Raw genomic sequence first — 22,030 nt, 5'->3', positions numbered from 1 at the left:
GTGCTTGCGGCCCGCACCGAGAGGATTGCGCCTACCCGCGTGGCCTCGACGAATAGCTCGCCGAGCCCACCGGGGCGGGCCCGCGTTGGCAGCGCGGACACCAATAGGTGACGCGGCCTTCCTCGGGCGCGTCGGATGGAGCCTGCTCGGCCACCCGAATGGCCGTACCGCACCGACGGCACGGCCGGCGGCCACGGCCGTACACCCAGAGCTGCTCGCCCGGCCGGGCCGACCCGGTCGTCACCCGCACGGATCGTTCCGCGTTGAGCACGATCAGCTGGCGGGCTCGATCGACGAAGGTGTCGAGTTCGGGAACGTCGCCGACCCGGGTCCACGGTGAGACTCCCGCGATGAAACACGCCTCGATCCGATAGACGTTTCCGAGGCCCGCCAGCACGGTCTGATCCAGCAGGACCGAGCCGATTTCTCGTTCCGGATGGGCCAGCGCGTTGGCCGTCACCCGGGCGAGGTCCCAGTCCGGACCGAGCACGTCAGGGCCGAGCTGGCCCACGACCTTCGATTCGTCCCCGGTCCGCAGGATGTCGAGCACGGGCAGCCGATAGCCGACCGCGACGTGCCGGACATTGCCGAGCACCACCCGGATCTGCCAGCCGGGACCGCCACGCCAGGGCTCGCCGGCGGCAAAGGTGCGCCAGGAGCCTTCCATCCGGAGGTGGGAATGCACCGTGATGCCGCCGGAACAACGCATCAGCAGGTGCTTGCCGCGAGGCACCACCTCGAGCACCGTGCTGCCCGCCAGGTCGGCGGTCGCGTACCGCGGCACCCGGAAGTCGCTGACGGACAGGACCTGACCGGCCAGCGCGTGGTGCAGCCGGCGGGCTGCCTGCAGGACGGTGTCTCCTTCAGGCACCGGCGGCTCCCTCGAACGATTCCGTCTTCCGATTCTTACCCGGCCGGCCGAACGAACCACGGCCCCCGGTGGTCTCGGCTCAGTGCTCCAGCGCCGCGGCTTTGCGGGGGAGAAGGGGAACAGCGGCGAGGCAGACGACGCACAGCCCGAGGACGACCGCGACGCCGCGGATGACCGCGTGGGTCTGGCCGGTGGCCACCGCGGCGAAGTAGATCGAGGTGACGGTCGCCGATCCGATGCCGGCCGCCAGCTGCTGGACCGCGCTGATCGACCCGCTGGCTGCGCCGGCCTCGTCGTGGTCGATGTCGCCGAGGGCCGTATCGAAGATCGAACTGAAGCAGGTCCCGGCGCCGAGGCCGATCACGAGGGTGGCCAGGGCGAGCTGCCACCAGGTGGCATTGAGCCCGGCGGAGGCGACCACCCACAGCATGAGGGCTGCTCCGGCGGCGGTGAGCAGCAGTCCGGCGAGGACAAGGGTTCGTCCGAGTCTGGTGATCAGGGCCATGCAGGAGCCGGCGGCGATGATGATCCCGATGGTCAGCGGCAGGAGGGCCAGTGAGGTCCGGCTGGGGGAGTAGCCCAGGCCGAGCTGGAAGAAGAGCGAGATCACGTACATCAGGCCGTTGAACGCGGCGAAGACGAGCAGGCCGACGACGAGCCCGGAGACGAAGCCGCGGCTGCGGAACAGCGTGGGCTTGATGAGCGGTTCGGCCGTGGTCGCCTGGCGGACCGCGAAGGCTCCGAAAAGGCAGAGGCCCACCGAGAGTGACGCGATCGGGATCGTGTGCCAGCCGTCCGACGAGCCGGTGATCAGGCCGTACAGCACTCCGAACATCGCGATGACCAGCAGGAGCGCTCCGAGCAGGTCGATGCGGGCCGACGGGTCGGGCTCCAGGTGTGGCAGCACCCGCGCCGCCAGGATGAGGCCAGCGCCGCCCAGCACGATGTTGATCAGGAACATGGACCGCCAGCCCAGTCCGAACAGGTTGGCGTCGATGAGGAAGCCAGCGAGGATCGGACCGCCTACCGCGAAGATCCCGAGCATCGGGCCGAACGCGCCGAATGCCTTGGCGAGGGTGTCGCGCGGGAAGGTCTTCGTCATGATCGCCATTCCCTGTGGGATCAGCAGTGCCCCGAAGGCCCCTTGGCCGGCGCGCGCGACGACCAGCATCGCCGGGTCGAGCGCGAGGCCCGCGACCGCCGACGCCACGACGAAGCCGGCCATGCCGACGAGGAGCATCCGGCGCTGCCCGAGCCGGTCACCGAGGCGGCCCCCCAGCACGAGCAGTGAGCCGAGGGCTAGCGCGTAGGAGGCGCCGAGCCATTTCACCAGGGCGGACCCGCCGCCGAGGTCGCGCACGATCGAGGGCGCAGCCACGTTGGTGATCGTCGCGTCGATCAGGTCGAGGGCGTCGGCGAGCAGGACGACGAGAAGGATCGGCCAGACGCGGTGCCGCGCGGCGGTCAAGGCGGTCGGAACGGCGGGGGTGGCCGGAACGGCGGGGGAGGCGAGATCGGTCATGGGTTCGAGAGTAACGAACATGTTCGTTACGAACAAGTTCGTTCCCGCTAGGATGACGTCATGCCAGGCACCCCCCGCAGCCGCCGCGAGCGTCCCGCCAAGCCCGCGCTGACCCGGGACGGGATCGTGGACGCCGCGATGAAGGTGCTGGAGCGCGATGGCTTCGAGAAGCTGACGCTGCGCCGGCTGGCCGCCGATCTCGACACCGGGCCGGCATCGCTTTACGTCTACGTGGCCGGCAACACCGAGCTGTATTCGCTGCTGCTGGGCCGGCTTCTCGCCGATCTGGACGTCTCCTGGGACGGGCGAGACGACTGGCGGGTACGACTACGAACGGTGCTCATCGACTACGTCGACCTGTTGATGAGCCAGCCCGGTCTCGCGCGGTCCGCTGTCACCACCTGGCCGAGAGGACCGCACTACCTCGACCTCGTCGAGCTCGTCATCAGGCTGCTCGTCGCCGGCGGCGTGCCGGAACCCAGGGCCGCCTGGGGCGTCGACATCCTGCTGCAGCAGGCCACCGCGATGGCCGCCGAGTTCGGCACCCGGGCCGAACCGGACCAGGGCCAGCAGCTCGACGACCTGACGGCGGAGTTCGCCGGCGCCGACAGCCGGCGCCACCCCATCCTCAGCAGGCTCGGCGCCGCCGCCCTGGTGGGCGGAGACCACGAGGCCCGCCGCACCTGGGCGATCGACACCCTCATCGAGGGCCTGACCGCCACCCCCCGTCCCGGAGAGTGACCGGCCCGCACCTGGCGCCGGTCACCCCCGGCCCAGCAGGATCGCTGTTTTCGCCCTAGGCCTGGCCGACGGTGACGGTCGTGAGACGTCGCCGGGGGGTCGGCCGGGTGCTGAAACGCTCGGCCGGGCGGGGGCGGCTAGGGCCGGACTGGACCTTTTCCGTGGTCCAGAACGCCTGCGGGGCCAGTTCGGTGACGTCGGCGAGCAGTGCGCCGCAGGATCGAGGATCGACCACGATCTGCAGGAGATGCACGTTGCCGGTCGCGGAGTGACCTTCGTACGACGTCACCGGCCAGCCTCGGTCCTGGAGCTGACCGTCGAGCCGGGGCTGGCGGGTGAGGACGTTGACGCTGACCGCCTCCGGGGTGAACCGGGTCCCGACGATCACCCCGATCAGGACGCCGCCGCCGACCCCGAGGGCGTAGGCGGCGACCGTCAGGGGGTCCCGGACATAGGCGACGACCTGCGCGATGGCGGTGATCTGCAGGATGGCGCCGACGACTCCCAGCACGGTCGGGAAACCCTTGGCGCCGCGGCCGGTGAGGATCACCCGCCATTGCCACAGGCCGACCTCGGTGACCACCAGCACCATGATGACGAGCGGCCGCAACGCGCCGGTCATGGCCTGGACTCCAGCCGCTGGGCACCGGCCTCGGCGCTCGGGACCGACGGGGTTCTCGGCCGCCCGATCGGCTGGATCATGAGGTGGTCGGCGGGGTACGACGGGGTCACCGGGCCAGCCGTTCCGGCGCCTGGCGGTGTCTGCTCCAGGACCGACTCGGTCCGGGGCCGTGGCGTCTCGTCGGCCGGCTGTCGACCGCTTCGCTGGCGCAGGATGCCGGCCAGGGCCGCGAGCCGGCCCGGTCCGACCCGGGCCTCGCGGGCGAGTCGGTGGCGCGCGGCCCGCCGCCGCTCCTCGGCGGCATGCTCATGGGCCAGGCGCAGGGCGATCTCGGTGTGCAGGGGAAACATGATGGTCCTTCGATGAGGTCGTTCGGGCGGCCCCGCGTGGGGGCCGCCCGTCCAGCCGGCGCCTCAGGCGTCGGCGCTGCGCAGCGTGATGATCGTTTCCAGGTAGGTGGAGGGCAGCGCGACGGTCTGGCCGTCGGGGTTGCGGCTCCACCGGCGGGCGAGGCCGGCCAGGTCGGCGGCGAGCGCGGTCCGGCCGGCGTCGTCGAGCGCCTCGAACGCCTTGAGAGTCGGGCCGTACCAGGCGCGGAAAGTCCCGGCGAAGTCCTCGGGCGAGGCGAACCGGAACACGCAGGTCCGCTCGACCGACCTGATCTCGGCGGCGGCGGGCCCGAACAGCTCGGCCAGATGGTCCGCGGTGCCCCACAGCAGCGGGGACGCGACGCCCTTCGGCGCCGGCACGTGGCTGGAGATCGTCCGGAACATCTCGCCGATGAAACCCTCCGGCGTCCAGGAGGCTAGGCCGATCACGCCGCCGGGCCGGGTCACCCGGATCATCTCGTCGGCGGTCCGGGCGTGGTCGGGCGCGAACATCGCCCCGAAGACCGAGAGGACGGCGTCGAACGACTCCGCCGGGAACGGGAGAGCCTCCGCGTCGCCGGTCTGGAAGTCGACCGCGAGTGCCTCGGCCGCGGCCCGCTCGCGCGCCCGGGCCAGCAGCTCGGGCACGTAGTCGACGCCGATGACCCGGGCGTCGGAGCGGGCCGCGGCGATCGCCGCGTTGCCGGCGCCGCAGGCGACATCCAGCACGCTCCAGCCGGGGCGCAGGTCGGCGGCGTCGACCAGCAGCTCGCTCTGCAGCACGATCCGGCTGCCGATCACGGAGTAGTCGCCGCTGGACCAGGTCTTCTGCTGCTTCGCCTTCACGGCGGCCAGATCCGGACCGGACGTCGTTGTCGGGCTGACGGTCATCGCATATCTCCTTCGTAGGGCCGGCTCGGGCTGGCTCGGGCCGGGTTGGTGGTTCCGCGAGCTGGCCGTGTTCCTGACTGGGCCTGAAACGACATTCCGCCGGGAGCAGGCCGGCCAACTAGTCGCGTTCCTGTACTTGGGGTGTCGCTCGGCCGTCAGGTCCGGTGGACGACTGTGCGGCCAGACGCCCGGCCTGGCGTGATGCGATGGCCGGGTGCCGATCCACTCCGATTACTGCCCCATCGCGCGTGGCGTGGAGATCCTCGGCGACCGGTGGACGCCGCTGGTGATCCGCGAGCTCATGGTCGGCGCCGAGGGATTCAACGACATCCACCGTGGCCTGCCCCGGATGAGTCGTACCCTGCTGGCACAGCGCCTGCGCGCGTTGGAACGCCACGGTTTGGTCCGCCGGGAGGCCGCCGAACGCGGCCGTCCTGGCCGGTACGTGCTGACCGAGGCCGGCTGGTCGATCACGCCGATCATCTGGGCGATGGGGCAGTGGGCCGCCGAGTGGGTCTTCGACGACCCGGAGGACGAGGACTGCGACGGGCTGTCGCTGATCTGGCGCCTGCACCAGCACGCGGTCGCCGACCGGCTGCCACCGCGGCGAACCCTCGTGCACATCACGTTGACCGGCCCCGGCAGCGCCGAGGGCTGGCTCGACGTCGAACGCCCGGGGATGACCGTCTGCTCGGAGGAACCACGCGGGGACGTGCATCTGCGGGTGACCGCGAGCACCCGTGAGATGCACCGATGGCTGCTCGGGCGCACGCCGTTCCGCGCTCTGCTCGACGCCGGCTCCGCCGAGATGCACGGCCCGGCCCCGCTGGCCCGCGACTTCCCGACCTGGTTCGACACCGCCTTCTTCGCCGCCGGGTTCGAGCGCGGCGGCCGCCGTGGGACCGGCGACCAGCGTGACGATCACGTCGCAGAGCGGTCACGCACCGGGCTGGGGACCGTCGTGGGAGTGCCGGTTGGCGGCGGTGGCGGTGGTTCGCCGGCCGTGAAGCACGGCGGCGATTGGTAGGGCCGCGGCGAGGCCGCTGAGCAGGACGGCGGCGAGCCCGCCGAGTATGGCGGGTTCGTTGTGGAAGGCGAGGCCGATCGCGGCCAGGGCCGGCCCTGCGTTGCGAACGGCGGTGACGCCTCCGAGGGTGGTTCGGCGCGCGGGCGGACCAGTGGCCAGCAGCGTGCCGGCGGCGAACGCGGCGGCCGAGAGGACGAACCCGGCGAGCAGGGTGCGTGAGCCGAGCAGCGCGACGACGTCCTGCCAGTTGCCGACCAGCATGCCGACCAGGACGAGCAGAAACGTCACGTTCGAGATCATGGTGGCCGTGGGGTGCCAGGACCGCGCCGTGGAGGTCGCGTACTGGCGCAGTAGCAGGCCGACCGCGAACGGGACGAGCTGTAGGAGAGCGACCGTCCGGACCAGCGTGCGGACGTCGAGGGAGACGCCGGTGCCGAGGTCGGCGGTCGTGAGGATGATGTTGACGGTCGGCGCGAAGGTGAGGCTGCCGGCCGTGGCGAGCAGCACCTGGGTTGCCGCGCCCGCGGGGACGTCACCGGCCTGGACCATGGCGAGTTTCGCCCCGAACGGTCCGCCCGGGGAGGAGCTGACCAGGACGAGCGCGATGAACGGCGCCTCTGGGAGGCCGAGCAGCTCACCGATGCCCCAGCCGAGCAGCGGAACGATGATCATGTTGGCGAGCAGGGCCAGTAGCAGCAGCGGAATGTCGGTGACGATGGCGCGCAGCGCCGGCACGGTGGCCCCGAGACCGGCGGCGAACATGGTCGCAGCGATGAAGACCACTGTGATGGCATTGAAGAGCAGATGCAGGGCGTCCATGAGGCTCCCCACCCGGGTGGCGCGGCGGTCGCGGAGTGGCGGGCCGCGTGCCGCGCTGTCAGTCGGTCAGGTCGCCCAGCCAGCGCAGTGCGTTCAGGCCTGGTAGGAAGCAGTACTCGCCGCCGCGGGTCACGACGAACCGAGGCAGCCCGGACAGGCGTCGGCGCACTGGTCGTCGGGGGATCGTGCCGGTGCCGGTGCCGTCGTGGTTTCCGGTGACGGGGTCACGGGCGTCGTTCGCGCCGAAGAAGACACCGTCGTTCATCCACTGGGTCTGGACGAACTCGAACTGGCGCCCCAGATGGGCGCCGACGAACGTGAACATCAGGCCGCGGTCGGTCCCGTCGTCCTCGAGGACTCCGTCCGGTAGCGGTGGGCCGTAGACACCGCCGCGCCTGATCATGCGGTGCAGCCGTGGCTCGCCGGCCACCGTGGCGTCGCGAGGATTTGCCCGGCGGATGTGGCAGCCGCCGGGAGTGGTGAATCCCGCGGGATCATCGCGCTGGTAAAGGAAGGCGTTGCGGCGGTCCGGGTCGGCGCCGAGGGCGGGGTCGTCGTGGTGCGGGCTGAGCGCGAGAGGAGCGCCGCTTCGCCACCGGCCCATGATCTTCGCGGCCAGGAGCTCCTCGTCGTCGGGGCTGGTGGCGTTGTCGCGCAGGTAGCGGCGGAACGCGCCGACCCGTTGGTGAAGTTTGCGGATGGCGACATAGCTGCCGTTGTGTCCGAGCTCGGCTGGCTGCGGGGACTGGACGCCGCCGAGCTCGTCGGGATAGCCGAGCACGAACTCGCCGGCTTTCGACGGCTCCTGCAGTGGGTTCGACCCGGCGATGCCGCTGCCCTCGATGCCGGGCTGGCTGATGCCGTCGCGATAGCCGAAATGCTCCACCTCGGTGGGCAGGGTGTGACAGTCCTGTCGCCAGATCGCGGTGACGCCGGCCAGTTGTTCGTAGGCGGGCCGGGCGCGGTCGATGGCCGCCTCCAGCTGGGTGGCGTCCGGCGCGACCGCCAGGAGCACGACATGGACGGCGGACGTGCCCAGCGGGGCATCCCAGTTCTCGGGGCCGCTCTCCCCGACGTCGCCGAGCGCCTTGGCCCGGGCGGCCATGCCCTGGCGGAACTCCCAGGCAAAGGTTTCCAGCGCGGGTTCCGGAACGCCGAGCGCCCGCAGCCCGTGGCAGGTCAGCGCGACGCTGACCCAGGTACTCCCGAGGGGGCTGACCGGCTCGGCGGCCGAGGTGACCACCGCGCTCGCGCGGCGCATGAGTTCCCGGCCGTGCGCCGGGTCGTCGACCCGGAAAGCGAGGTAGGTCGCCGCGTAGGGGGTCGGCCGGGGGCTGAGGACCGCGCGTTGAATGTCGTCGAGTTGCAGTGCGATCGGCGTTTTTCCGCTCATCGTCTCCGCTCCTCTCGCCGTTACGCGGAGACGAGGTTGCGCCAGAAGCGACGTAGGCTTTCGTCGCCGCCGAACAACGAGCTGAAGACTGTGGAATCGGCCAGCAGCACATCCCCGGCCCGATCGCCGGCCGGTGGCATCCACAGGAACGTGTTGAACTCGGTCGCACCGGCCTCGATGAACGGATGCGGCTGCCTCGTGTCGATCGGCTGGCTGGCCAGGACGTGGACGACGCCCGGCTGGTCGGTCGTGACGGCGTAGTGCGGCAGATGCTGGTGGAAATTGAAGTGGCTCACGCCGTCCAGCCATCCCTTGGGGTCGAGGTCCCGGGCCGTGGACAACGGGGCGGGCTGCTTGCCGTCGCGGACGGCGGGGCGAAGCCCGTAGCGGTTCTCGACGGGCACCCCGAGACCTCGCATCAGGCTTCGGACGTAGCCGGCGAACCGCTGTTGGCGGGGAACCAGGAGATCCCCGTGATGGCGGTACTCGATGTCCCGCACGGCGAGGTCGTCGGAGGCGCCGACGTCGTGGTGGGGTCCGAGGATCAGGCAGGCGTCCTCGCGGCTCAGGAAATGTCGCAGCGCCGCGATCTCCCCCTGCTCGGCCTCCTGCCCGGTGACCGTGTGGTCCAGCCCGAACACGAAAAGGGTGTCGGTGTCCGCCAGCACGCGCTCGTCCAGCACGGTCCGGAATCCCGCGTGATCGACCCGCTGATACAGCGGCACGGCATACCCGGTGACCTCCTTCACATATTCCTGGAAGGGCACCCAGGCCCAGAAGAACAGCTCCAGCGCCCCCGCGATGCCCTGCTGGAACTGGAATGGGTCCGACCACCGCGGTTCCTCGTAGGCCGGCCACGCCACCCGCCGGACCTCGGTCATCGTGGAAAAACGGTTGTCGAGTTCGGTTGGGTTCCGGCCCGCCTCGGCCGGGTAGCTCCACGACACGTAGATACTGACCCGTCGCCGGCCTGGAGCGTAGGCGCGGCGGGCATGGTTCTGGTTGTAGGTGCGGGCCGTGCGCGGTTCGCTCATCGCGGTCTCCGATAGGCCTGTCCTGAGGCGACAGTGGAGAGGATCACTGCATCTGGTCGAGCATCTCGGACAGCGCGCTCTTGACCCGCAGCGCCTTCTTGATCTCGTCGGCCGTCACGTACGGGTACTCGCCGTACTCGATGAAGCTCGGGCAGTGGTGTGCGCGCACGAAACGAACGAAGGCCTCGGGGTTCGTCCGCCAGTCCTCGGGGAATCCTTCGAGGTTCTCGAAGGTCGTATCCACTCCTGCCCTGCTGAAAAGCGCGACCGCGTCCTCGGTGTACTTGTCGAAGTCGGTGTCGAAGATTCCCTGGTACATGAAACGCGTGTCGTCGTCGAAGAGCACCCAGCGTAGGTAGTGGAGCTTCAGCGGCGCGAGAAGATGAGGATTTCCGGCGAGTGCGCCGGCGAGGGTGCGGCCGTGCGCTCGTATCGCCTCGGCCCGGCCGGGCTTTACCCTGGCGATGATGGTGAACCCGTAGCATGCCGGCGTCTTCGGGAAGATGGGGCCGTATTTCCCCTGCTCCAGCTGGTCGGTTTCCTTGGGAATGGCGACCGCCTGCGGCCTTATCTCCATCTGGGCTCCTCTGCCGCCACGCACAGAAAACCACTGCATACTCACACGCGACGCGGTGGCCCGCCCGTCGGGCACGTCGCCCCGCCCGCCCGCGCTCCGAGCATGAGACCGCACGGGCCTGCGCCGGCGGTTCGACTTCTGCTGCTCGGGACCCACAGCACACGATCGACTACTCTGCCGACTCTTGCCGACAGTCTGCGCCTCCTTGACAAATTTTTTTGTCGGCGACACGATGGGGACATCCTGGACGACGAGCAGAGGAGAACCCCGATGCGCACACTGATCGTGACCGCCTTCGTTTCCGTCGACGGCGTCATGGAGGCACCAGGCGGCGAGTCCGGCTACCGGAACACCGGCTGGACCTTCAAGGACATCGACTTCGACCCCGCCGCCTACGAGATCAAGGGCCGGGAGCAGGAGGAGACCACCGCGCTGCTGCTGGGACGCGCCAGCTACGAGGCGTTCGCCCCCGTCTGGCCCACCATGACCGAGTTCGCCGGCTACAACGCGATGCCGCGCTACGTCGTCTCCACCACCCTCACCGAGGACGACGCGCGCTGGCCCGCGACGATCCTGCGGTCCGTCGACGAGGTGGCCGCGCTGAAGGAGACCGAGGGCGGCCCGATCGCCGTCCACGGCAGCGCCACTCTGGGAAAGAGCCTGGCCGACACCGGGCTGGTCGACCGCTACCACCTGCTGGTGTTCCCCGTGCTCCTCGGCGCCGGCCAGCGGCTGTTCAGCGCGGCCGACAAGGACAAGACCATGCTCAAGCTCGTCGAGTCCGAGGCCTACCCCAACGGCATCCAGAAGCAGATCCTCGACGTCGTCCGTTAGCCGCGCCTTCGCGGCTGGATGAGCACCTCAGGGCGTAGGCCGCAGACCGTCCATCAGGAGGTTCAGCAGGCGGCTTGCCCTGGCGGCGTCGGGCCGGGGGGCCACGGTGAAGATGCCGATGAGGCTGGCAGCGATGTCTTCGGCGGTGACATCGGTGCGGAGCTCGCCCGTCGCACGGCCGGCGTCGAGGATGGCGTCGATGGCTGCGAGCAGCTCGGCCCTGGTCTGGGCATGGGCGATCTCGCCCGAGTCGATCATCGCGAGCAGCGTGTCGAGCATGCCGTTCTTGGTCGCGATCCAGTCCCCGAACAGGTCCATCCAGCGTCGCAGCGCCGCGGGCGGGGGAAGTTGGGTGAGCAGTTCGCGCGCGCCGGCGGTGAGCCGCGCGACCTGATCGCGGTAGACCGCGTCGACGAGAGACTCGCGGGTGGGGAAGTGCCGGTAGAGCGTGGCGATGCCGACTCCGGCTTCGCGGGCGATCGCGCGCATGGACGGCTCGGTGCCGTCGGCGGAGACGAACACGCGGGTCGCTGCTTCGAGGAGTTGGCCGCGGTTGCGCGTCGCGTCCGCACGCAGTACGCGGCTGTCTGACTCTGTCAAAACGGAACACGCTCCGATTGTGTTACGGTGCCTTGCGCAAGCGGAGCATAGTCCGTTTTGGTTCCGTCCTTCGCCGCCAAGGAGACGGGTGAGCATGCAAGAACCGAACGTCAACACGTCGGCGACTACGAGCCGAGCGGTCCGGCTCGAGTCATTCGGCGGCCGTGAGGTCCTGAACCTGCGCGAGGTACCCGCGCCGCAGGCCGCCTCCGGACAGATCCGCGTGCGGGTCACCGCGGCTGGACTGAACCCGATGGACTGGATCATCACCTCCGACGCGGACACCGCCGCTCGATTCGGCCTGACCCTGCCGTCCGGATTCGGAACTGACTACGCAGGGGTCGTGGACCAGGCCGGTGACGGCGTCACCGAGTTCGCCCTCGGCGACCGAGTGTTCGGCGGCGCGCTCTCCCGCGCGGTCGCCGACTACGTCGTGATCGACGTGACAGGGACCATCGCGGCGGGCGGCGACGCGCACCGGACCCCCGACGGAGTCGACGACCGCACCGCCGCGACCCTTGCCATAGCGGGGTGCACGGCCGCGGCCGCCCTCGCCGTCGTCAACCCGGGCCCGGGCGACACGGTGCTCATCGGCGGCGCGGGCGGCGGGGTCGGCGTGTTCGCCGTCCAGCTCGCTCGCCTCGCGGGCGCACGAGTGATCGGGACGGGATCGGCGACGTCGGCCGATGCCCTGCGCGCCCTCGGGGCCGAGCCGGTCGCCTATGGCGACGGCCTGGCCGACCGGGTCCGTGCCTTGGCTCCCGCGGGCGTCACCGCGGCGATCGACCTGTACGGCACGGAGACGCTGCAGGTGGCACGGGAACTTGGCGTGCCCGACGAGCGCATCACCACCATCGCCGCACAGGTCGACGGGATCACACCGGCGAACGGCGCCAACGCCGCCCCCGGCGCCATCGAGGAGATCGCTGGCCTGGTCGCGGCGGGTCAGCTCCGTGTGCCCATCGCGGCACGATTCCCGGTGGAGGAGATCCGCGCGGCGGTCGAGCTCCAGGCCGGCCGGCACGTCCACGGCAAGATCGTCATCGACCTCTAGCCATACCGGCACAGCCCACCACCGCAGACCTTCGCGGCGGTCCTCGACCGTCACCGCGCTTACCACTTCTGATCGACAACGGGCCCAACGGCCAGTGGCATGAGTGTGGGCTGCGGCGTTAACCTCACCGGGCTTCATTTCTCATGTAGTCCGGCGTTTCGGCTGGTTCCGGCCGTCTGCGCGCGGGTGCCGGCAGGGGTGCGGATGATGATGAACCGCTGGCGGCTTCCGGTGTTGATCTCCGGGGCGATCGTCGCGTTGCTGGCCCTGTGCTCCTGCGGCGGTGGCGGCACATCGGACCGGCCGGCGGCGCGGGCCGCGGCCGGAGTCGCGCCGGCCGTCGCGGGCACGGGCCCGGCGGTCGAGGCCCGGTCCACGACGGTGACGTCGTTCGACGGCACCAGGATCGTGACGCACTTCTTCCCGGCCGTCGGGCTGCGGGCCGGCGGGCGCGCCCCCACCGTGCTGGACGGCCCCGGCTGGGGACAGCCAGGCGAGACCGACGCGAAGGCCGCCACCGGCAGCATCGCGCCGCTGGTGGCCGCCGGTTACAACGTCGTGACCTGGGACCCGCGTGGTTTCGGTGGGTCCGGCGGCACCGCGCACACCGACTACACGCCGTTCGAGGGCCGCGACCTGACCGCGCTCGTCACCTGGCTCGCCCGGCAGCCAGAGGCGCAGCTCGACGCGACCGGCGATCCCCGCGTCGGCATGGTCGGCGGAAGCTACGGCGGGGGCATCCAGTTCATCGCCGCGGCGTCGGACCGACGCGTCGACGCCATCGTCCCGGCGATCGCCTGGCATTCCCTGACCGAGAGCCTCTACCCGGACACCGTCAACAAGGCCGGTTGGGACGGCCTGCTCTGCCAGATCGGCCAGAGCGGCAAGAACCGCCTCGACTCGCATGTCCTCGACTCCTGCCAGGCGAGCCGCACCAACACCCCCCTCTCGCCGGACACGCTGGCCTGGTTCGCCGACCACGGCCCCGACCTGCTGCTGGCGAAGATCCACGTGCCGACGCTGATCCTCCAGGGCACCGTGGACACGCTCTTCCCGCTGGCGCAGGGCATCAAGAACTACCAGGCGCTGCACGGCAAGGTTCCGGTGAAGATGGCCTGGTTCTGCGGCGGGCACGGGGAATGCCTGACCAACCCAGGCCCGGCCGACCACACCGAGCAGCTCACGCTCAGCTGGCTGGACCGGTACCTCAAACAGCGGACCGGCACGGCTACCGGCCCGGGGTTCGAGTACGTCGACGACACCGGCACCTGGTACGGACTCGCCAGCTACCCGCCCGCGAGCGCCGGGTCCCTCACCGCGACCGGGCAGGGCACCCTCACCCTCGACCCGAGCGTGACGACCGGGTCCGCGACCGCCGCCGGTCCGGCCGCCGCCGGAACGGCCGTGGAGTCAGCGATCCCACCGCCGGCCGCCGCCGGCGAGATCCTCGGCGCGCCGAAGCTGACCGTCACCTACCAGGGCACCGCGGACCCGGCCGACACCGTCGCGTACGCCCAGCTCGTCGATACCGACCGGCACCTCGTGGTCGGCAACCAGGCCACCCCCGTCAAGCTGCGCCTGGACGGACAGCAGCACAGCGTGACCGTCACGATGGCCGCGGTCGCCTGGCACGTAGCGCCGGACAGCCATCTGATCCTGCAGGTAGTAGCTGGATCAGCGCTGTTCGCGCCGCAGGTGTCGCACGGCACCGTGCAGCTGTCGGTATCGCTGGCCGCCCCGTTGGCAAAGGCCGGCACGCCCATCCCCGCGTCCTGACCGGTCTCCGGAGGCGGCCTGCTTCGGGCACTACACGACGAACCCGAGTTCGGGCCTGGCCAGGGGGCGCATCGAACAAGACGACCTCGTCCCGAGACCAGCAAGATCGCTGTTTTGGCCCTCGGGTGGCTGTAACCGCCGCGATTTTGTGACCATTCGAGGGCCAAAACAGCGATCAAACGAACGGGCGACCATGCCGGACCCGGCGCTGGTGCCACGCGCGCGACAATGCCGGTGGGACGAGCATCCGGAGGGGCCATGGCTCTCATTGCGTATGACGACGTCGCCGCGTCGGCCTTTCGAGCCTCCCGCCACGTGCCGGACGGAGGCCTGGCTGGGTGGAAGGCCGCCGTCGGACGGCACCTGGCGCGACGGCGCGGGATGCGTGCGCTGGACGTGGGAGCGGGCACCGGCGCCCTGCTCGTCTTCTCCTGATTTCGCGTGCCGACGGAAGGACCCTCTTGACCCGCGACGACGGCCTGCCCCGCTTCACGTTCGGTCTCGCGTCGTGACCAAGGAGAAGGCGCGACCCGAGTCGGACGACTTCGGCGGGATGAGCCGCGGCGGCGCGGCGTTCCTGGTGGCCGTCGTGGCCCTGGGACACCCGTGGCAGGCCCTCCGGGAACTGTTCACAGCTCTCCGGCGACTGGCCCGACGAACGTCACGGCTCGCCATGGCCCCTGCCGCGCTGGTAGCCGCCGTTCTGTGGTCACGCCAAAGAGACCGGCGCCCCACCTTCGAGGACTACCTCCATGGCGGCCGGGAGGAAAGCGGTCCTCCCGGCTGACGGTCGTGAGGCGACTATCCGTTGAGGAAATGGCGCGGGGTCTGGCCGAGCTCCTGCTTGAAGGCGGCGACGTAGGCGGACGGCGTGGCGTAGCCGGCTTCGACGGCGGCCTGGGTGACGGAGCCGCCCGCCGCGAGGGTGTCGAGCGAGCTCAGGATGCGGGCTCTGCGGCGCCAGGCGCCGAGGCTCAGGCCGGTCTCGGCACCGAACGCGCGTTCCAGGGTGCGGCGGCTGGCCCCGACCCGGTGGGCGAGGGGCGTCAGCTCGGCGGCGGGGTCGGCGAGCAGCGCCGTGGCCAGGTCGGACGCACGCGGGTCGGCGGGCCACGGGAGCCAGACGGAGGCCTCCGGCAGCCCGCGCAGCTGATCGACGAGCACGGTCAGCAGCGCCGCCTGAACCGGGTCGCCGAGGTCGAGGGGGCAGCGTCGGACCGCGTGCAGCAGCAACTCTCGGCCGAATCGTTCGGGGACCGCGACCGCCTGAGCCCTGGGCGGGGCGACGCCGAGGGGAGTGGCGAAGTACAGGTTGCGGACGGCGGCGGGTGAGCGGTTGCGCACCGTGGCCTGAGCGCCGTCCGGGATCCACAGGGCCCGGTGCGGCGGGATGAACCAGGAGCCGGCCGGCGTGGAGATCGTCATGGCGCCGGAGGCGGTGTAGAGGAGCTGGTCCCAGCCGGCCTGGATCGGTAGCGCCGCCACGCCGGGGGGATGGGTGACCGCGTAGCCCCGCACGGCTGGTTCGGCCCGGTCATGGCGGGAAATCGACATAACTTGTCGGAGTCTAGGTGTCGCGACACCGTGGCGCGGTGCCAGCATGAGGCCGTGCCGACAAACCTTTCCCATTTCGCGATCAACGCCGATGACGTTCCGGCCAGCCGCGCCTTCTACGAGACGGTGTTCGGCTGGCGGTTCACCGCCTGGGGGCCGCCGGGTTTCTACAAGATTCAGACTGGCCCGGATGATGAGCCCGGTGTCCAGGGAGCACTCCAGCAACGACGAGCACTGGTGCCGGGGCAGGTCACGACGGGCCTTGAATGCACGTTCGCCGTCGAGGATGTCGATGCGGTCGCGCGAGCGGTTCGCGCCGCAGGCGGAACAATCCTGATGGACCGGTTCACCATCAGCGGAGTCGGGCATCTGATCTTCTTTGGCGATCCAGCGGGCAACGCGGTCGGCGCGATGCAGTACGACCCGGAGGCCGAATAACGATGAATGCGGAACATCTGGCGCTCTGCTCCAGCGCGGAATGGGCGGAAACCGTACGACGCTGGATCATTCCCTGGGTGCTGGACGGGGTCGACCTCGGTGACGACGTGCTGGAGGTCGGTCCGGGACCCGGGCTGACCACCGACGTGCTGCGCACCCTGACCGGGAGGCTGACCGCGGTGGAGGTGGACCGGGACCTCGCGGACGCGCTCGCCGGCAGACTGGCGGGGGGAAACGTCGACGTGGTGTCCGCCGACGCGACCGCCACCGGGCTTCCTGGCGGCCGGTTCAGCGCGGCGGTGTGCCTCACGATGCTGCACCACGTTCCGACCGTCGAGCGGCAGGACGCCCTGTTCGCCGAGGTCCGGCGCCTCCTTCGTCCCGGCGGCCTGTTCGTCGGCGAGGACAGCCTCGACAGCCCCGACTTCCGGACCCTCCACCACGACGATGTCTGCGTCCCGATCGCCCCGGCGGAGCTCGCCGGGCGACTGGCATCGGCTGGTTTCGTCGACGTCGAGGTGGAGGTCAACGAGTTCGCCGTCCGCTTCCGTGCGCGACGGTCAGTCGACGGACAATCGCTGGAGCACTGAGTTCGTTCTCTTCGGGGGCCGGGGTATCGCGCCTTTCAGGCGTGCGCGGCGGTGATCCCGTCTGCCGTGGCCGCGCCCCCCGCGGGCTCGGGGCGCTGCCGGCCGGCGCGCTGCCGGCGGCGGGCCAGGAGCACGTCCGCGAGCGCGTCCGCGCGCTCCATGTCGTCGAGAGTCGCGCGCGTCCGCCCGTCGACCGCGATGATGGCGGCGAGCAGCTCGGCGGACAGTCTCGTCCGGGCCGCCAGCCGCGCCACGCTCGGTGGCAGAGTGGCGGGAGCTGGAGCCTCCGGCGGGCGCGAGTCGGTGTCGATCCGCGCCGGGATCCGCTGGTACGGCACGAGCCGACCTTCGCGAACGACGCGAACGTGAGTGCGAGAGCGGGCCCCGAGGAGATCGAACATACATTCGATCCTGGCGGCTGGCGGATCACCCTGTCAAGTAGCCCCGGCGCAGGTCGCGATGACCGTCGGGCAGCCGGCCCGCCGCGCCGGGGCGGTCCGGATTCCGACATCACAGCGCCGGCACAGCCCGGTCGCAAGGGCCTCGCAACGGCCGTGTGTGCTGGTTGTGGCTCAGCAGGCGAAGTGCAGCGGCAGGCCAGGCCAGGGCCATGGGAAGGTGTAGAGAATGCCGCGGCCCGCCGAGCAGAGGAACGCCGTGTCACCGGCGGGGCCGCCGAAACAGATGTTCGTCACGAACGGGTCGTACTCCGGGGTCACGAACTCCCGCAGGACCTCGCCCTGTGGGCTGAGGACCGTGATGCCCGACTTCCCGAGGTTCGCGACGCACACGTTGCCGGCGCCGTCGATCGCGAGGCCGTCCCAGTGGTGCTCGCCGCCGGTGGAGAACAGCTCGGTCTTCGCGGCGAGAGTGCCCGGCGCCGTCACGTTCCAGGCGAGAACGCGGCCCGAATAGGTCTCCGAGACATAGAGCCTCGTGCCGTCGGGAGAAAGGCCCATACCGTTGGGGTAGGAAAGGTCTTTCTCGGCGACTTCGATCGTCCCGTCAATGGGGTCCGCGTAGTATAAGGCGCCGTGGGTGGTGTCGACGAGATAGCAGGAGCCGGTCGCGTCGAAAACGATGTCGTTGAGATTTCCGATACGGTTTCCGTCGACGTGGGTGAACACCACCTCCACGTCGCCGGTCGCCAGGTCGACCCGCTGGACGTAGCCGCCCTCGTTGCCTTCGGCGTGGTCGACGGGAAACCGTATGCCGTCCTTGGTGGTGAAGGCCAGGCCACCGTCGTTGCAGACGTAGATCGCTCCGTCCGGGCCGGCGGCCGCGCCGTTGGGACCGCCGCCGCAGTGCAGCGGCGTGACCGTGCCATCCGCCGCGACGCGGGTTAACGCGCCGCCCTCGATCTCGACGACGAGGACCGAGCCGTCCGCGAGGGCGATCGGCCCCTCGGGGAAACGCAGCCCGCTTGCTAAGACCTTCATTCCTGAACCTCCGGCTCGGTTCGACGGCAATGCCGAGGTCCGATCCTCGCATCGCCCGGCGCCAGGTGTCGGCCGGCCGAGAGACGCGGCCCTCGCCGGCCCGACAGGTCCACGGGTCGGATCCGTGCTCTCGTAGGGGAGTCCGGCGCTCGAGGGCCGGGCCTCGCTGGAGGGGGCCGGATGCGACAGAACCTGGTGGACGCGTGGCGCACGGTCGTGCCAGCGCGGGACGACCCGTCCGGTCCGCTGCCAGCGCTGCTGGTGGTCCTGACCTTCGTGACCGGGCTGGTCGACGCGTTCAGCTACCTGGAGCTGCGGCATGTCTTCGTGGCGAACATGACCGGCAACGTCGTCTTTCTCGCGTTCTCGCTCGGCGGATCACGCGAGTTCGTCTGGTGGGCCTCGCTGCTCGCGTTCAGCGCGTTCGTGGCGGGCGCCCTGGCGGGCGGCCGGATCGCGCACCTCCACGGCACGCACCGCGGCCGCCAGCTGCTCCTGGCGGTCAGCGTCCAGACGGTTCTCGTCGTGGTCGCGTTCGTCCTCGACGTCGTCCTGGCTCGCCCGTACTCGGACGGGGCGGCGACAGCGATGATCAGCCTGCTCGCCGTCGGCATGGGTATTCAGAACGCGACGGTCCTTATGTTGGACGTCCCCGGCCTGACGACAACCGTGATGACCCGGACGATCACCGGGATCATGGCGGACTCGGCCAACGGGCACGGGAGGCGCCAGATCGGCCGGCGGGCCCTCTCGGTCGTCTGCCTGTTCATCGGCGCGTTGTCCGGCGCGATGCTGATCGAGCACGGGCGCGGGGAATGGGAGCTACTGGTCGCGATCGGCCTGCTGCTCGTGGTCGTCGCCACGGGGGTCCGGGTCCGCACCTCCACCGCCGCGTGGACGCGAAAGCCAGCTGAGGCGGCGGCGACAGGTAGCGGGCCCTCACCCGTCTGATCCGAGCTCGGTCCTGACCAGGGCCCTTGCTGAGCGTCCAGCGCGCGGGATGCTCTTATAGCGATATGCGGACACCTGGGAGCGGGGCGGCGGCGGGCCCGAAGATCGGCGGCCCCGGGACGGTCGGCCGGTGAGAACGAGCCGCCTGGAGGCCTTCAGCGATGGCGTGCTGGCCATCATCATCACGATCATGGTCCTGGAGCTGAAGGTCCCGGAGGGGCACACCTTCGCGGACCTTCGGCACACCGCGGGCAAGGCCCTGCTCAGCTACGTGCTCAGCTTCGTCTATGTCGGAATCTATTGGAACAATCATCACCACATGTTCCAGCTGGTCCGCCAGGTCACCGGCGGAGTCCTCTGGGCGAACCTCGGGCTGCTGTTCTGGCTCTCGCTTCTCCCGTTCACCACGGCGTGGATGGACGAGACCGACTACGCCCGCACCCCGGTCGTCATCTACGGCGTGAACCTGCTGGCCGCGGCGGTCGCCTATTTCGTCCTGCAACGTGTGATCATCCGGGGTCAGGGTCCTGAATCCCAGCTCAGACAGGCTGTCGGCCGCGATCTCAAAGGCAAGCTGTCACCGCTGTTCTACTCCGCAGGCATCCTGTCCGCGCTTTTCGTCGGCACCCACGACAAGCTGGGCGTGGTGCTCGCGATCGGCTTCTATGTTCTCGTCGCCCTGAGCTGGATCGTCCCGGACCGCCGCATCGACCGCGCCGTCCGCGACTTCGGCTCCCCGGACTGAACCGTGGTGCCCCTGGAGCTGTTGCCGCATCTGCGGCGGGTGCGGGACCACATCGACCGGCACTACCGGGAACCGCTGGACCTCGACGAGCTGGCCAGGGTCGCGGCGGTGTCGAAGTACCACCTGGTCCGCTGCTTCGAGGCCACCTACGACGAGACCCCGATCCGCTACCTCACCCGCCGACGGATCGAGCGCGCCCAGGATCTGCTGCGCCACGCCAACCTGACCGTCACCGAGATCTGCATGATGGTCGGCTTCGCCAGCCTCGGCTCGTTCTCCGCGCGCTTCACACAGCTCGTAGGAGAGAGCCCGACCGCCTACCGGGACCGTTGGGCCACCCGCGGCGCCCCGCACGTCCCCGGTTGTTACCTGTTCATGCGCGGCTCCATGGACCTGCGCGGCACCGCCGGCGGCACCCCGGCCGGCGGTGCTGCCGGCGGCCCCGCGCTATGACCTGCGGGTTCGCGGACCCGCGCAATCTCGGAGAAGACCAGGCCCGCGCGGCCGGCCTAGGCTGAACTCATGATCACGAACATCTCGCTGGTGACCGTCTACTGCCTCGACCAGGAGAAGGCCCGCGACTTCTACGTCAACGCGCTCGGCTTCGAGGTCCGCACCGACGTGACCATGGGGGAGGGCTTCCGCTGGCTGGAGGTCGGCCATCCGAGCCAGCCGGAGCTGACGATCACCCTGATGGTCCCCGGCCCGCCACTCGACGCGGAGGCCGCCGACTTCTACCGCCGCCAGCTCGGCAAGGGCCAGCTCGGCGGCCTCGGCCTCAAGGTCGACGACTGCCGGAAGACCTTCGAGGAGCTGAGCGCCAAGGGCGTCGAGTTCGTCCAGGAGCCGTCCGACCGTCCCTACGGGGTCGAGGCGGTCATCCGCGACGTCTCCGGCAACTGGCTGGTCCTGGTCGAGCCCAAGGCGTTCAGCCCGTCCGATTTCGCCTGACCAGAGCGGCCGGCGCCGTCCGCCAGCCCCCGGACCGAGCGCGGCCCGCGGATCGAGCCGGCATACGCCCGCCGGGCACGGGCGGCCGCGCGCCGGGCGGCCGCGCGCCGGGCGGCCGCGACGTGGGCTGCCCGGCGCCGGTCGTGCCGCGGGTGCCCGCCGGGGCTGGCTGCCAGCCCGGTGGCGACGGCCTCCGGGTGCTCGTCGGCCGCGATGGTCGATTCGCCGGACCTGACGGTCATGACGCCGGCCAGGACGAGGAGGCCGCCGATCAGCTGGATCGGTCGAGGTAGCTCGCCGAGCAGCAGCCAGGCGAACGCGAGCGCCGAGAGCACCTCGAAAAGCGAGACGAACGACGCCAGGCGCGGCCCGAGCAGCCGGCTGGCGGCGATCCCGGCCCAGTAGGCGAGCGCGCAGGTCACCAGCCCGAGAAGCGTGATCGGCAGCCACCACGGCATCGTCGTGCCCTGATAGGTCACCGGTGCCGTCGACACCGCCATGGGCACGACGCCGACGGCCCCGGCGGTCAGCAGCCCGAGAGCGCCGACGACCAGTCCGCCGGCCGCCAGGACGATCGGTGGCAGCCCGGTGTCGTCGGCCGCCGACAGGACGAAGTAGATCGCCGCGCCGACCATCGCTCCGGCCGCCCACAGCACCCCGATGAGGCTGACCTGCGCGCCGGCGATCAGGTCGAGAACCCCGACCAGCCCGAGCGCGCACAGTACGGCGCCCAGGACGGTGCGCAGACCCGGCCGCTGGCCATGCCGGGCCCACAGCCACAGCACCACGGCCACCGGCGAGGTGTACTCCAACAACAGCGCGGACGAGACCTCCATGTGCGTGACCGCGTTGAAGTAGCACAGCTGGCACCCGGCGACCGCGACAAGCCCGTAGGCGACGATCAGCCCGGCGTTGCGCCGGAGCAGCCACCAGCGCCGCCGCAGCGCGACCAGGGCCGGTCCCAGCAGCGCCAGGGCGGCCAGCGACACCCGTGCCGTGACCGCCGCTCCGGCCGTCCAGCCGGAGTCCAGGAGGCCGCGCGCAAGCGCCCCCGACAGCCCGAACGACCCGGCCGCCAGCAGCGCCAGCGCCGTCCCCGCGGCGGGCCCACGGGTCAGACCTGAGCCCTGGGTCGTACCCGTCTCGCCACCCACGCGCCGCCGCCTTTGTGTCGTGTGTTTGTGTCATGTGTCAAGGACCCCGTGGCTCGTGACGGTATGGGGCGGAAGTGTA

27 protein-coding genes are annotated in these 22,030 nt (G+C 70.6%); 13 read left to right on the top strand and 14 right to left on the bottom strand.

From position 1 onward, the window contains the following. Nucleotides 1-31: 31 nt before the first annotated feature. Nucleotides 32-871 (bottom strand): DNA-formamidopyrimidine glycosylase family protein, encoded by an 840-nt coding sequence (locus I6A60_RS15330; RefSeq protein WP_203024756.1) that lies wholly within the window; start codon nt 869-871, stop codon nt 32-34. A gap of 79 nt (nt 872-950) precedes the next feature. Beyond that, nucleotides 951-2,393: an MFS transporter gene (locus I6A60_RS15325; RefSeq protein ID WP_238435493.1), complete on the bottom strand. Its 1,443-nt coding sequence runs from the start codon at nt 2,391-2,393 to the stop codon at nt 951-953. A gap of 60 nt (nt 2,394-2,453) precedes the next feature. Here I6A60_RS15325 and I6A60_RS15320 point away from each other — a divergent pair, with 60 nt between their 5' ends. After that, nucleotides 2,454-3,134, top strand: a complete 681-nt coding sequence (locus I6A60_RS15320) for a TetR/AcrR family transcriptional regulator (RefSeq protein ID WP_203024757.1) — start codon at nt 2,454-2,456, stop codon at nt 3,132-3,134. A 55-nt stretch (nt 3,135-3,189) separates the two neighbouring features. On the opposite strand, the gene I6A60_RS15315 is transcribed toward I6A60_RS15320, so the two are convergent. The 3 genes from I6A60_RS15315 to I6A60_RS15305 form a co-directional block, all read right to left on the bottom strand. Then, nucleotides 3,190-3,756 (bottom strand): DUF5698 domain-containing protein, encoded by a 567-nt coding sequence (locus tag I6A60_RS15315; RefSeq protein WP_203024758.1) that lies wholly within the window; start codon nt 3,754-3,756, stop codon nt 3,190-3,192. Then, nucleotides 3,753-4,106: a hypothetical protein gene (locus I6A60_RS15310; RefSeq protein WP_203024759.1), complete on the bottom strand. Its 354-nt coding sequence runs from the start codon at nt 4,104-4,106 to the stop codon at nt 3,753-3,755. The genes I6A60_RS15315 and I6A60_RS15310 overlap by 4 nt, the downstream gene beginning before the upstream one ends. Before the next feature lie 63 nt (nt 4,107-4,169). After that, nucleotides 4,170-5,015, bottom strand: a complete 846-nt coding sequence (locus I6A60_RS15305) for a class I SAM-dependent methyltransferase (protein WP_203042279.1) — start codon at nt 5,013-5,015, stop codon at nt 4,170-4,172. Between the two features lie 214 nt (nt 5,016-5,229). On the opposite strand from I6A60_RS15305, the gene I6A60_RS15300 reads away from it, so the two are divergent. Continuing rightward, on the top strand, nt 5,230-6,042 hold the full coding sequence (locus tag I6A60_RS15300; RefSeq protein ID WP_203023144.1) for a helix-turn-helix domain-containing protein: 813 nt from the start codon (nt 5,230-5,232) through the stop codon (nt 6,040-6,042). On the opposite strand, the gene I6A60_RS15295 is transcribed toward I6A60_RS15300, so the two are convergent. From I6A60_RS15295 to I6A60_RS15280, 4 genes are read right to left on the bottom strand one after another with little or no spacing between them, the layout of a single operon-like run. Continuing rightward, complete coding sequence (locus I6A60_RS15295) at nt 5,953-6,861, bottom strand: bile acid:sodium symporter family protein (protein WP_203023145.1); 909 nt, start codon at nt 6,859-6,861, stop codon at nt 5,953-5,955. The genes I6A60_RS15300 and I6A60_RS15295 overlap by 90 nt on opposite strands. A gap of 58 nt (nt 6,862-6,919) precedes the next feature. Next, the gene (locus tag I6A60_RS15290; RefSeq protein ID WP_203023146.1) at nt 6,920-8,254 is read right to left on the bottom strand and encodes a Dyp-type peroxidase; all 1,335 of its coding nucleotides are present in this window, start codon (nt 8,252-8,254) and stop codon (nt 6,920-6,922) included. A gap of 20 nt (nt 8,255-8,274) precedes the next feature. Beyond that, entirely contained in the window at nt 8,275-9,288 is a 1,014-nt protein-coding gene (locus tag I6A60_RS15285) for a hypothetical protein (protein WP_203023147.1), read from the bottom strand. 43 nt (nt 9,289-9,331) lie between these two features. Further along, complete coding sequence (locus tag I6A60_RS15280) at nt 9,332-9,865, bottom strand: hypothetical protein (protein WP_203023148.1); 534 nt, start codon at nt 9,863-9,865, stop codon at nt 9,332-9,334. Nucleotides 9,866-10,135: 270 nt separating this feature from the next. Between I6A60_RS15280 and I6A60_RS15275 the strand changes: the two genes are divergently transcribed. Beyond that, nucleotides 10,136-10,699 carry a dihydrofolate reductase family protein gene (locus I6A60_RS15275; protein ID WP_203023149.1) on the top strand — a complete coding sequence of 188 codons (564 nt, stop codon included), beginning with the start codon at nt 10,136-10,138 and terminating at the stop codon, nt 10,697-10,699. 27 nt (nt 10,700-10,726) lie between these two features. Here I6A60_RS15275 and I6A60_RS15270 read toward each other — a convergent pair whose 3' ends face one another. Beyond that, nucleotides 10,727-11,299: a TetR/AcrR family transcriptional regulator gene (locus I6A60_RS15270; protein WP_203023150.1), complete on the bottom strand. Its 573-nt coding sequence runs from the start codon at nt 11,297-11,299 to the stop codon at nt 10,727-10,729. 94 nt (nt 11,300-11,393) lie between these two features. On the opposite strand from I6A60_RS15270, the gene I6A60_RS15265 reads away from it, so the two are divergent. The 4 genes from I6A60_RS15265 to I6A60_RS15250 all read left to right on the top strand — a co-directional run bounded on the left by I6A60_RS15265 (nt 11,394) and on the right by I6A60_RS15250 (nt 14,916). After that, on the top strand, nt 11,394-12,353 hold the full coding sequence (locus I6A60_RS15265; protein ID WP_203023181.1) for an NADP-dependent oxidoreductase: 960 nt from the start codon (nt 11,394-11,396) through the stop codon (nt 12,351-12,353). A gap of 204 nt (nt 12,354-12,557) precedes the next feature. Then, on the top strand, nt 12,558-14,129 hold the full coding sequence (locus tag I6A60_RS15260) for a S9 family peptidase (protein ID WP_203023182.1): 1,572 nt from the start codon (nt 12,558-12,560) through the stop codon (nt 14,127-14,129). 258 nt (nt 14,130-14,387) lie between these two features. After that, the gene (locus I6A60_RS15255) at nt 14,388-14,564 is read left to right on the top strand and encodes a hypothetical protein (RefSeq protein ID WP_203023151.1); all 177 of its coding nucleotides are present in this window, start codon (nt 14,388-14,390) and stop codon (nt 14,562-14,564) included. A 73-nt stretch (nt 14,565-14,637) separates the two neighbouring features. Beyond that, a complete protein-coding gene (locus I6A60_RS15250) occupies nt 14,638-14,916 on the top strand; it encodes a hypothetical protein (protein ID WP_203023152.1) in 279 nt (92 codons plus the stop codon). A gap of 14 nt (nt 14,917-14,930) precedes the next feature. Here I6A60_RS15250 and I6A60_RS15245 read toward each other — a convergent pair whose 3' ends face one another. Beyond that, nucleotides 14,931-15,683, bottom strand: a complete 753-nt coding sequence (locus I6A60_RS15245) for a helix-turn-helix transcriptional regulator (protein ID WP_203023153.1) — start codon at nt 15,681-15,683, stop codon at nt 14,931-14,933. Between the two features lie 54 nt (nt 15,684-15,737). Between I6A60_RS15245 and I6A60_RS15240 the strand changes: the two genes are divergently transcribed. Then, nucleotides 15,738-16,121 carry a VOC family protein gene (locus I6A60_RS15240; RefSeq protein ID WP_307873692.1) on the top strand — a complete coding sequence of 128 codons (384 nt, stop codon included), beginning with the start codon at nt 15,738-15,740 and terminating at the stop codon, nt 16,119-16,121. A 2-nt stretch (nt 16,122-16,123) separates the two neighbouring features. Further along, on the top strand, nt 16,124-16,711 hold the full coding sequence (locus I6A60_RS15235) for a class I SAM-dependent methyltransferase (RefSeq protein WP_203023155.1): 588 nt from the start codon (nt 16,124-16,126) through the stop codon (nt 16,709-16,711). A 35-nt stretch (nt 16,712-16,746) separates the two neighbouring features. On the opposite strand, the gene I6A60_RS15230 is transcribed toward I6A60_RS15235, so the two are convergent. Together I6A60_RS15230 and I6A60_RS15225 are read right to left on the bottom strand one after the other, a co-directional pair. Next, entirely contained in the window at nt 16,747-17,049 is a 303-nt protein-coding gene (locus I6A60_RS15230; RefSeq protein WP_374113359.1) for a hypothetical protein, read from the bottom strand. 234 nt (nt 17,050-17,283) lie between these two features. Continuing rightward, nucleotides 17,284-18,150 (bottom strand): SMP-30/gluconolactonase/LRE family protein, encoded by an 867-nt coding sequence (locus I6A60_RS15225; RefSeq protein ID WP_203023157.1) that lies wholly within the window; start codon nt 18,148-18,150, stop codon nt 17,284-17,286. 180 nt (nt 18,151-18,330) lie between these two features. Between I6A60_RS15225 and I6A60_RS15220 the strand changes: the two genes are divergently transcribed. The 4 genes from I6A60_RS15220 to I6A60_RS15205 all read left to right on the top strand — a co-directional run bounded on the left by I6A60_RS15220 (nt 18,331) and on the right by I6A60_RS15205 (nt 20,797). Then, the gene (locus tag I6A60_RS15220) at nt 18,331-19,101 is read left to right on the top strand and encodes a YoaK family protein (protein WP_203023158.1); all 771 of its coding nucleotides are present in this window, start codon (nt 18,331-18,333) and stop codon (nt 19,099-19,101) included. Between the two features lie 130 nt (nt 19,102-19,231). Continuing rightward, entirely contained in the window at nt 19,232-19,846 is a 615-nt protein-coding gene (locus I6A60_RS15215; protein ID WP_203023159.1) for a TMEM175 family protein, read from the top strand. Nucleotides 19,847-19,849: 3 nt separating this feature from the next. Beyond that, nucleotides 19,850-20,299: a helix-turn-helix transcriptional regulator gene (locus I6A60_RS15210; RefSeq protein ID WP_203023160.1), complete on the top strand. Its 450-nt coding sequence runs from the start codon at nt 19,850-19,852 to the stop codon at nt 20,297-20,299. A 69-nt stretch (nt 20,300-20,368) separates the two neighbouring features. After that, on the top strand, nt 20,369-20,797 hold the full coding sequence (locus tag I6A60_RS15205; RefSeq protein ID WP_203023161.1) for a VOC family protein: 429 nt from the start codon (nt 20,369-20,371) through the stop codon (nt 20,795-20,797). Here I6A60_RS15205 and I6A60_RS15200 read toward each other — a convergent pair. Beyond that, entirely contained in the window at nt 20,707-21,951 is a 1,245-nt protein-coding gene (locus tag I6A60_RS15200) for a DMT family transporter (protein WP_203042277.1), read from the bottom strand. The two genes, I6A60_RS15205 and I6A60_RS15200, sit on opposite strands and share 91 nt — an antisense overlap. Between the last annotated feature and the right edge of the window lie 79 nt (nt 21,952-22,030).

This window comes from Frankia sp. AgB1.9 (assembly GCF_016786355.1).
Taxonomy (GTDB): domain Bacteria; phylum Actinomycetota; class Actinomycetes; order Frankiales; family Frankiaceae; genus Pseudofrankia.
The sequence above is the reverse complement of the archived record's forward strand: the minus strand, read 5'-3'. Positions and strand labels throughout refer to the sequence as shown.

What these genes read in the sequence shown, in the direction of transcription:
- I6A60_RS15245 (WP_203023153.1), bottom strand. Translation starts at nt 15,683, where the DNA reads ATGTCGATTTCCCGCCATGACCGGGCCGAACCAGCCGTGCGGGGCTAC.
- I6A60_RS15295 (WP_203023145.1), bottom strand. Translation starts at nt 6,861, where the DNA reads ATGGACGCCCTGCATCTGCTCTTCAATGCCATCACAGTGGTCTTCATC.
- I6A60_RS15255 (WP_203023151.1), top strand. Translation starts at nt 14,388, where the DNA reads ATGGCTCTCATTGCGTATGACGACGTCGCCGCGTCGGCCTTTCGAGCC.
- I6A60_RS15320 (WP_203024757.1), top strand. Translation starts at nt 2,454, where the DNA reads ATGCCAGGCACCCCCCGCAGCCGCCGCGAGCGTCCCGCCAAGCCCGCG.
- I6A60_RS15260 (WP_203023182.1), top strand. Translation starts at nt 12,558, where the DNA reads ATGATGATGAACCGCTGGCGGCTTCCGGTGTTGATCTCCGGGGCGATC.
- I6A60_RS15305 (WP_203042279.1), bottom strand. Translation starts at nt 5,015, where the DNA reads ATGACCGTCAGCCCGACAACGACGTCCGGTCCGGATCTGGCCGCCGTG.
- I6A60_RS15220 (WP_203023158.1), top strand. Translation starts at nt 18,331, where the DNA reads ATGCGACAGAACCTGGTGGACGCGTGGCGCACGGTCGTGCCAGCGCGG.
- I6A60_RS15325 (WP_238435493.1), bottom strand. Translation starts at nt 2,393, where the DNA reads ATGACCGATCTCGCCTCCCCCGCCGTTCCGGCCACCCCCGCCGTTCCG.
- I6A60_RS15235 (WP_203023155.1), top strand. Translation starts at nt 16,124, where the DNA reads ATGAATGCGGAACATCTGGCGCTCTGCTCCAGCGCGGAATGGGCGGAA.
- I6A60_RS15275 (WP_203023149.1), top strand. Translation starts at nt 10,136, where the DNA reads ATGCGCACACTGATCGTGACCGCCTTCGTTTCCGTCGACGGCGTCATG.
- I6A60_RS15280 (WP_203023148.1), bottom strand. Translation starts at nt 9,865, where the DNA reads ATGGAGATAAGGCCGCAGGCGGTCGCCATTCCCAAGGAAACCGACCAG.
- I6A60_RS15205 (WP_203023161.1), top strand. Translation starts at nt 20,369, where the DNA reads ATGATCACGAACATCTCGCTGGTGACCGTCTACTGCCTCGACCAGGAG.
- I6A60_RS15225 (WP_203023157.1), bottom strand. Translation starts at nt 18,150, where the DNA reads ATGAAGGTCTTAGCAAGCGGGCTGCGTTTCCCCGAGGGGCCGATCGCC.
- I6A60_RS15310 (WP_203024759.1), bottom strand. Translation starts at nt 4,106, where the DNA reads ATGTTTCCCCTGCACACCGAGATCGCCCTGCGCCTGGCCCATGAGCAT.
- I6A60_RS15285 (WP_203023147.1), bottom strand. Translation starts at nt 9,288, where the DNA reads ATGAGCGAACCGCGCACGGCCCGCACCTACAACCAGAACCATGCCCGC.
- I6A60_RS15290 (WP_203023146.1), bottom strand. Translation starts at nt 8,254, where the DNA reads ATGAGCGGAAAAACGCCGATCGCACTGCAACTCGACGACATTCAACGC.
- I6A60_RS15315 (WP_203024758.1), bottom strand. Translation starts at nt 3,756, where the DNA reads ATGACCGGCGCGTTGCGGCCGCTCGTCATCATGGTGCTGGTGGTCACC.
- I6A60_RS15265 (WP_203023181.1), top strand. Translation starts at nt 11,394, where the DNA reads ATGCAAGAACCGAACGTCAACACGTCGGCGACTACGAGCCGAGCGGTC.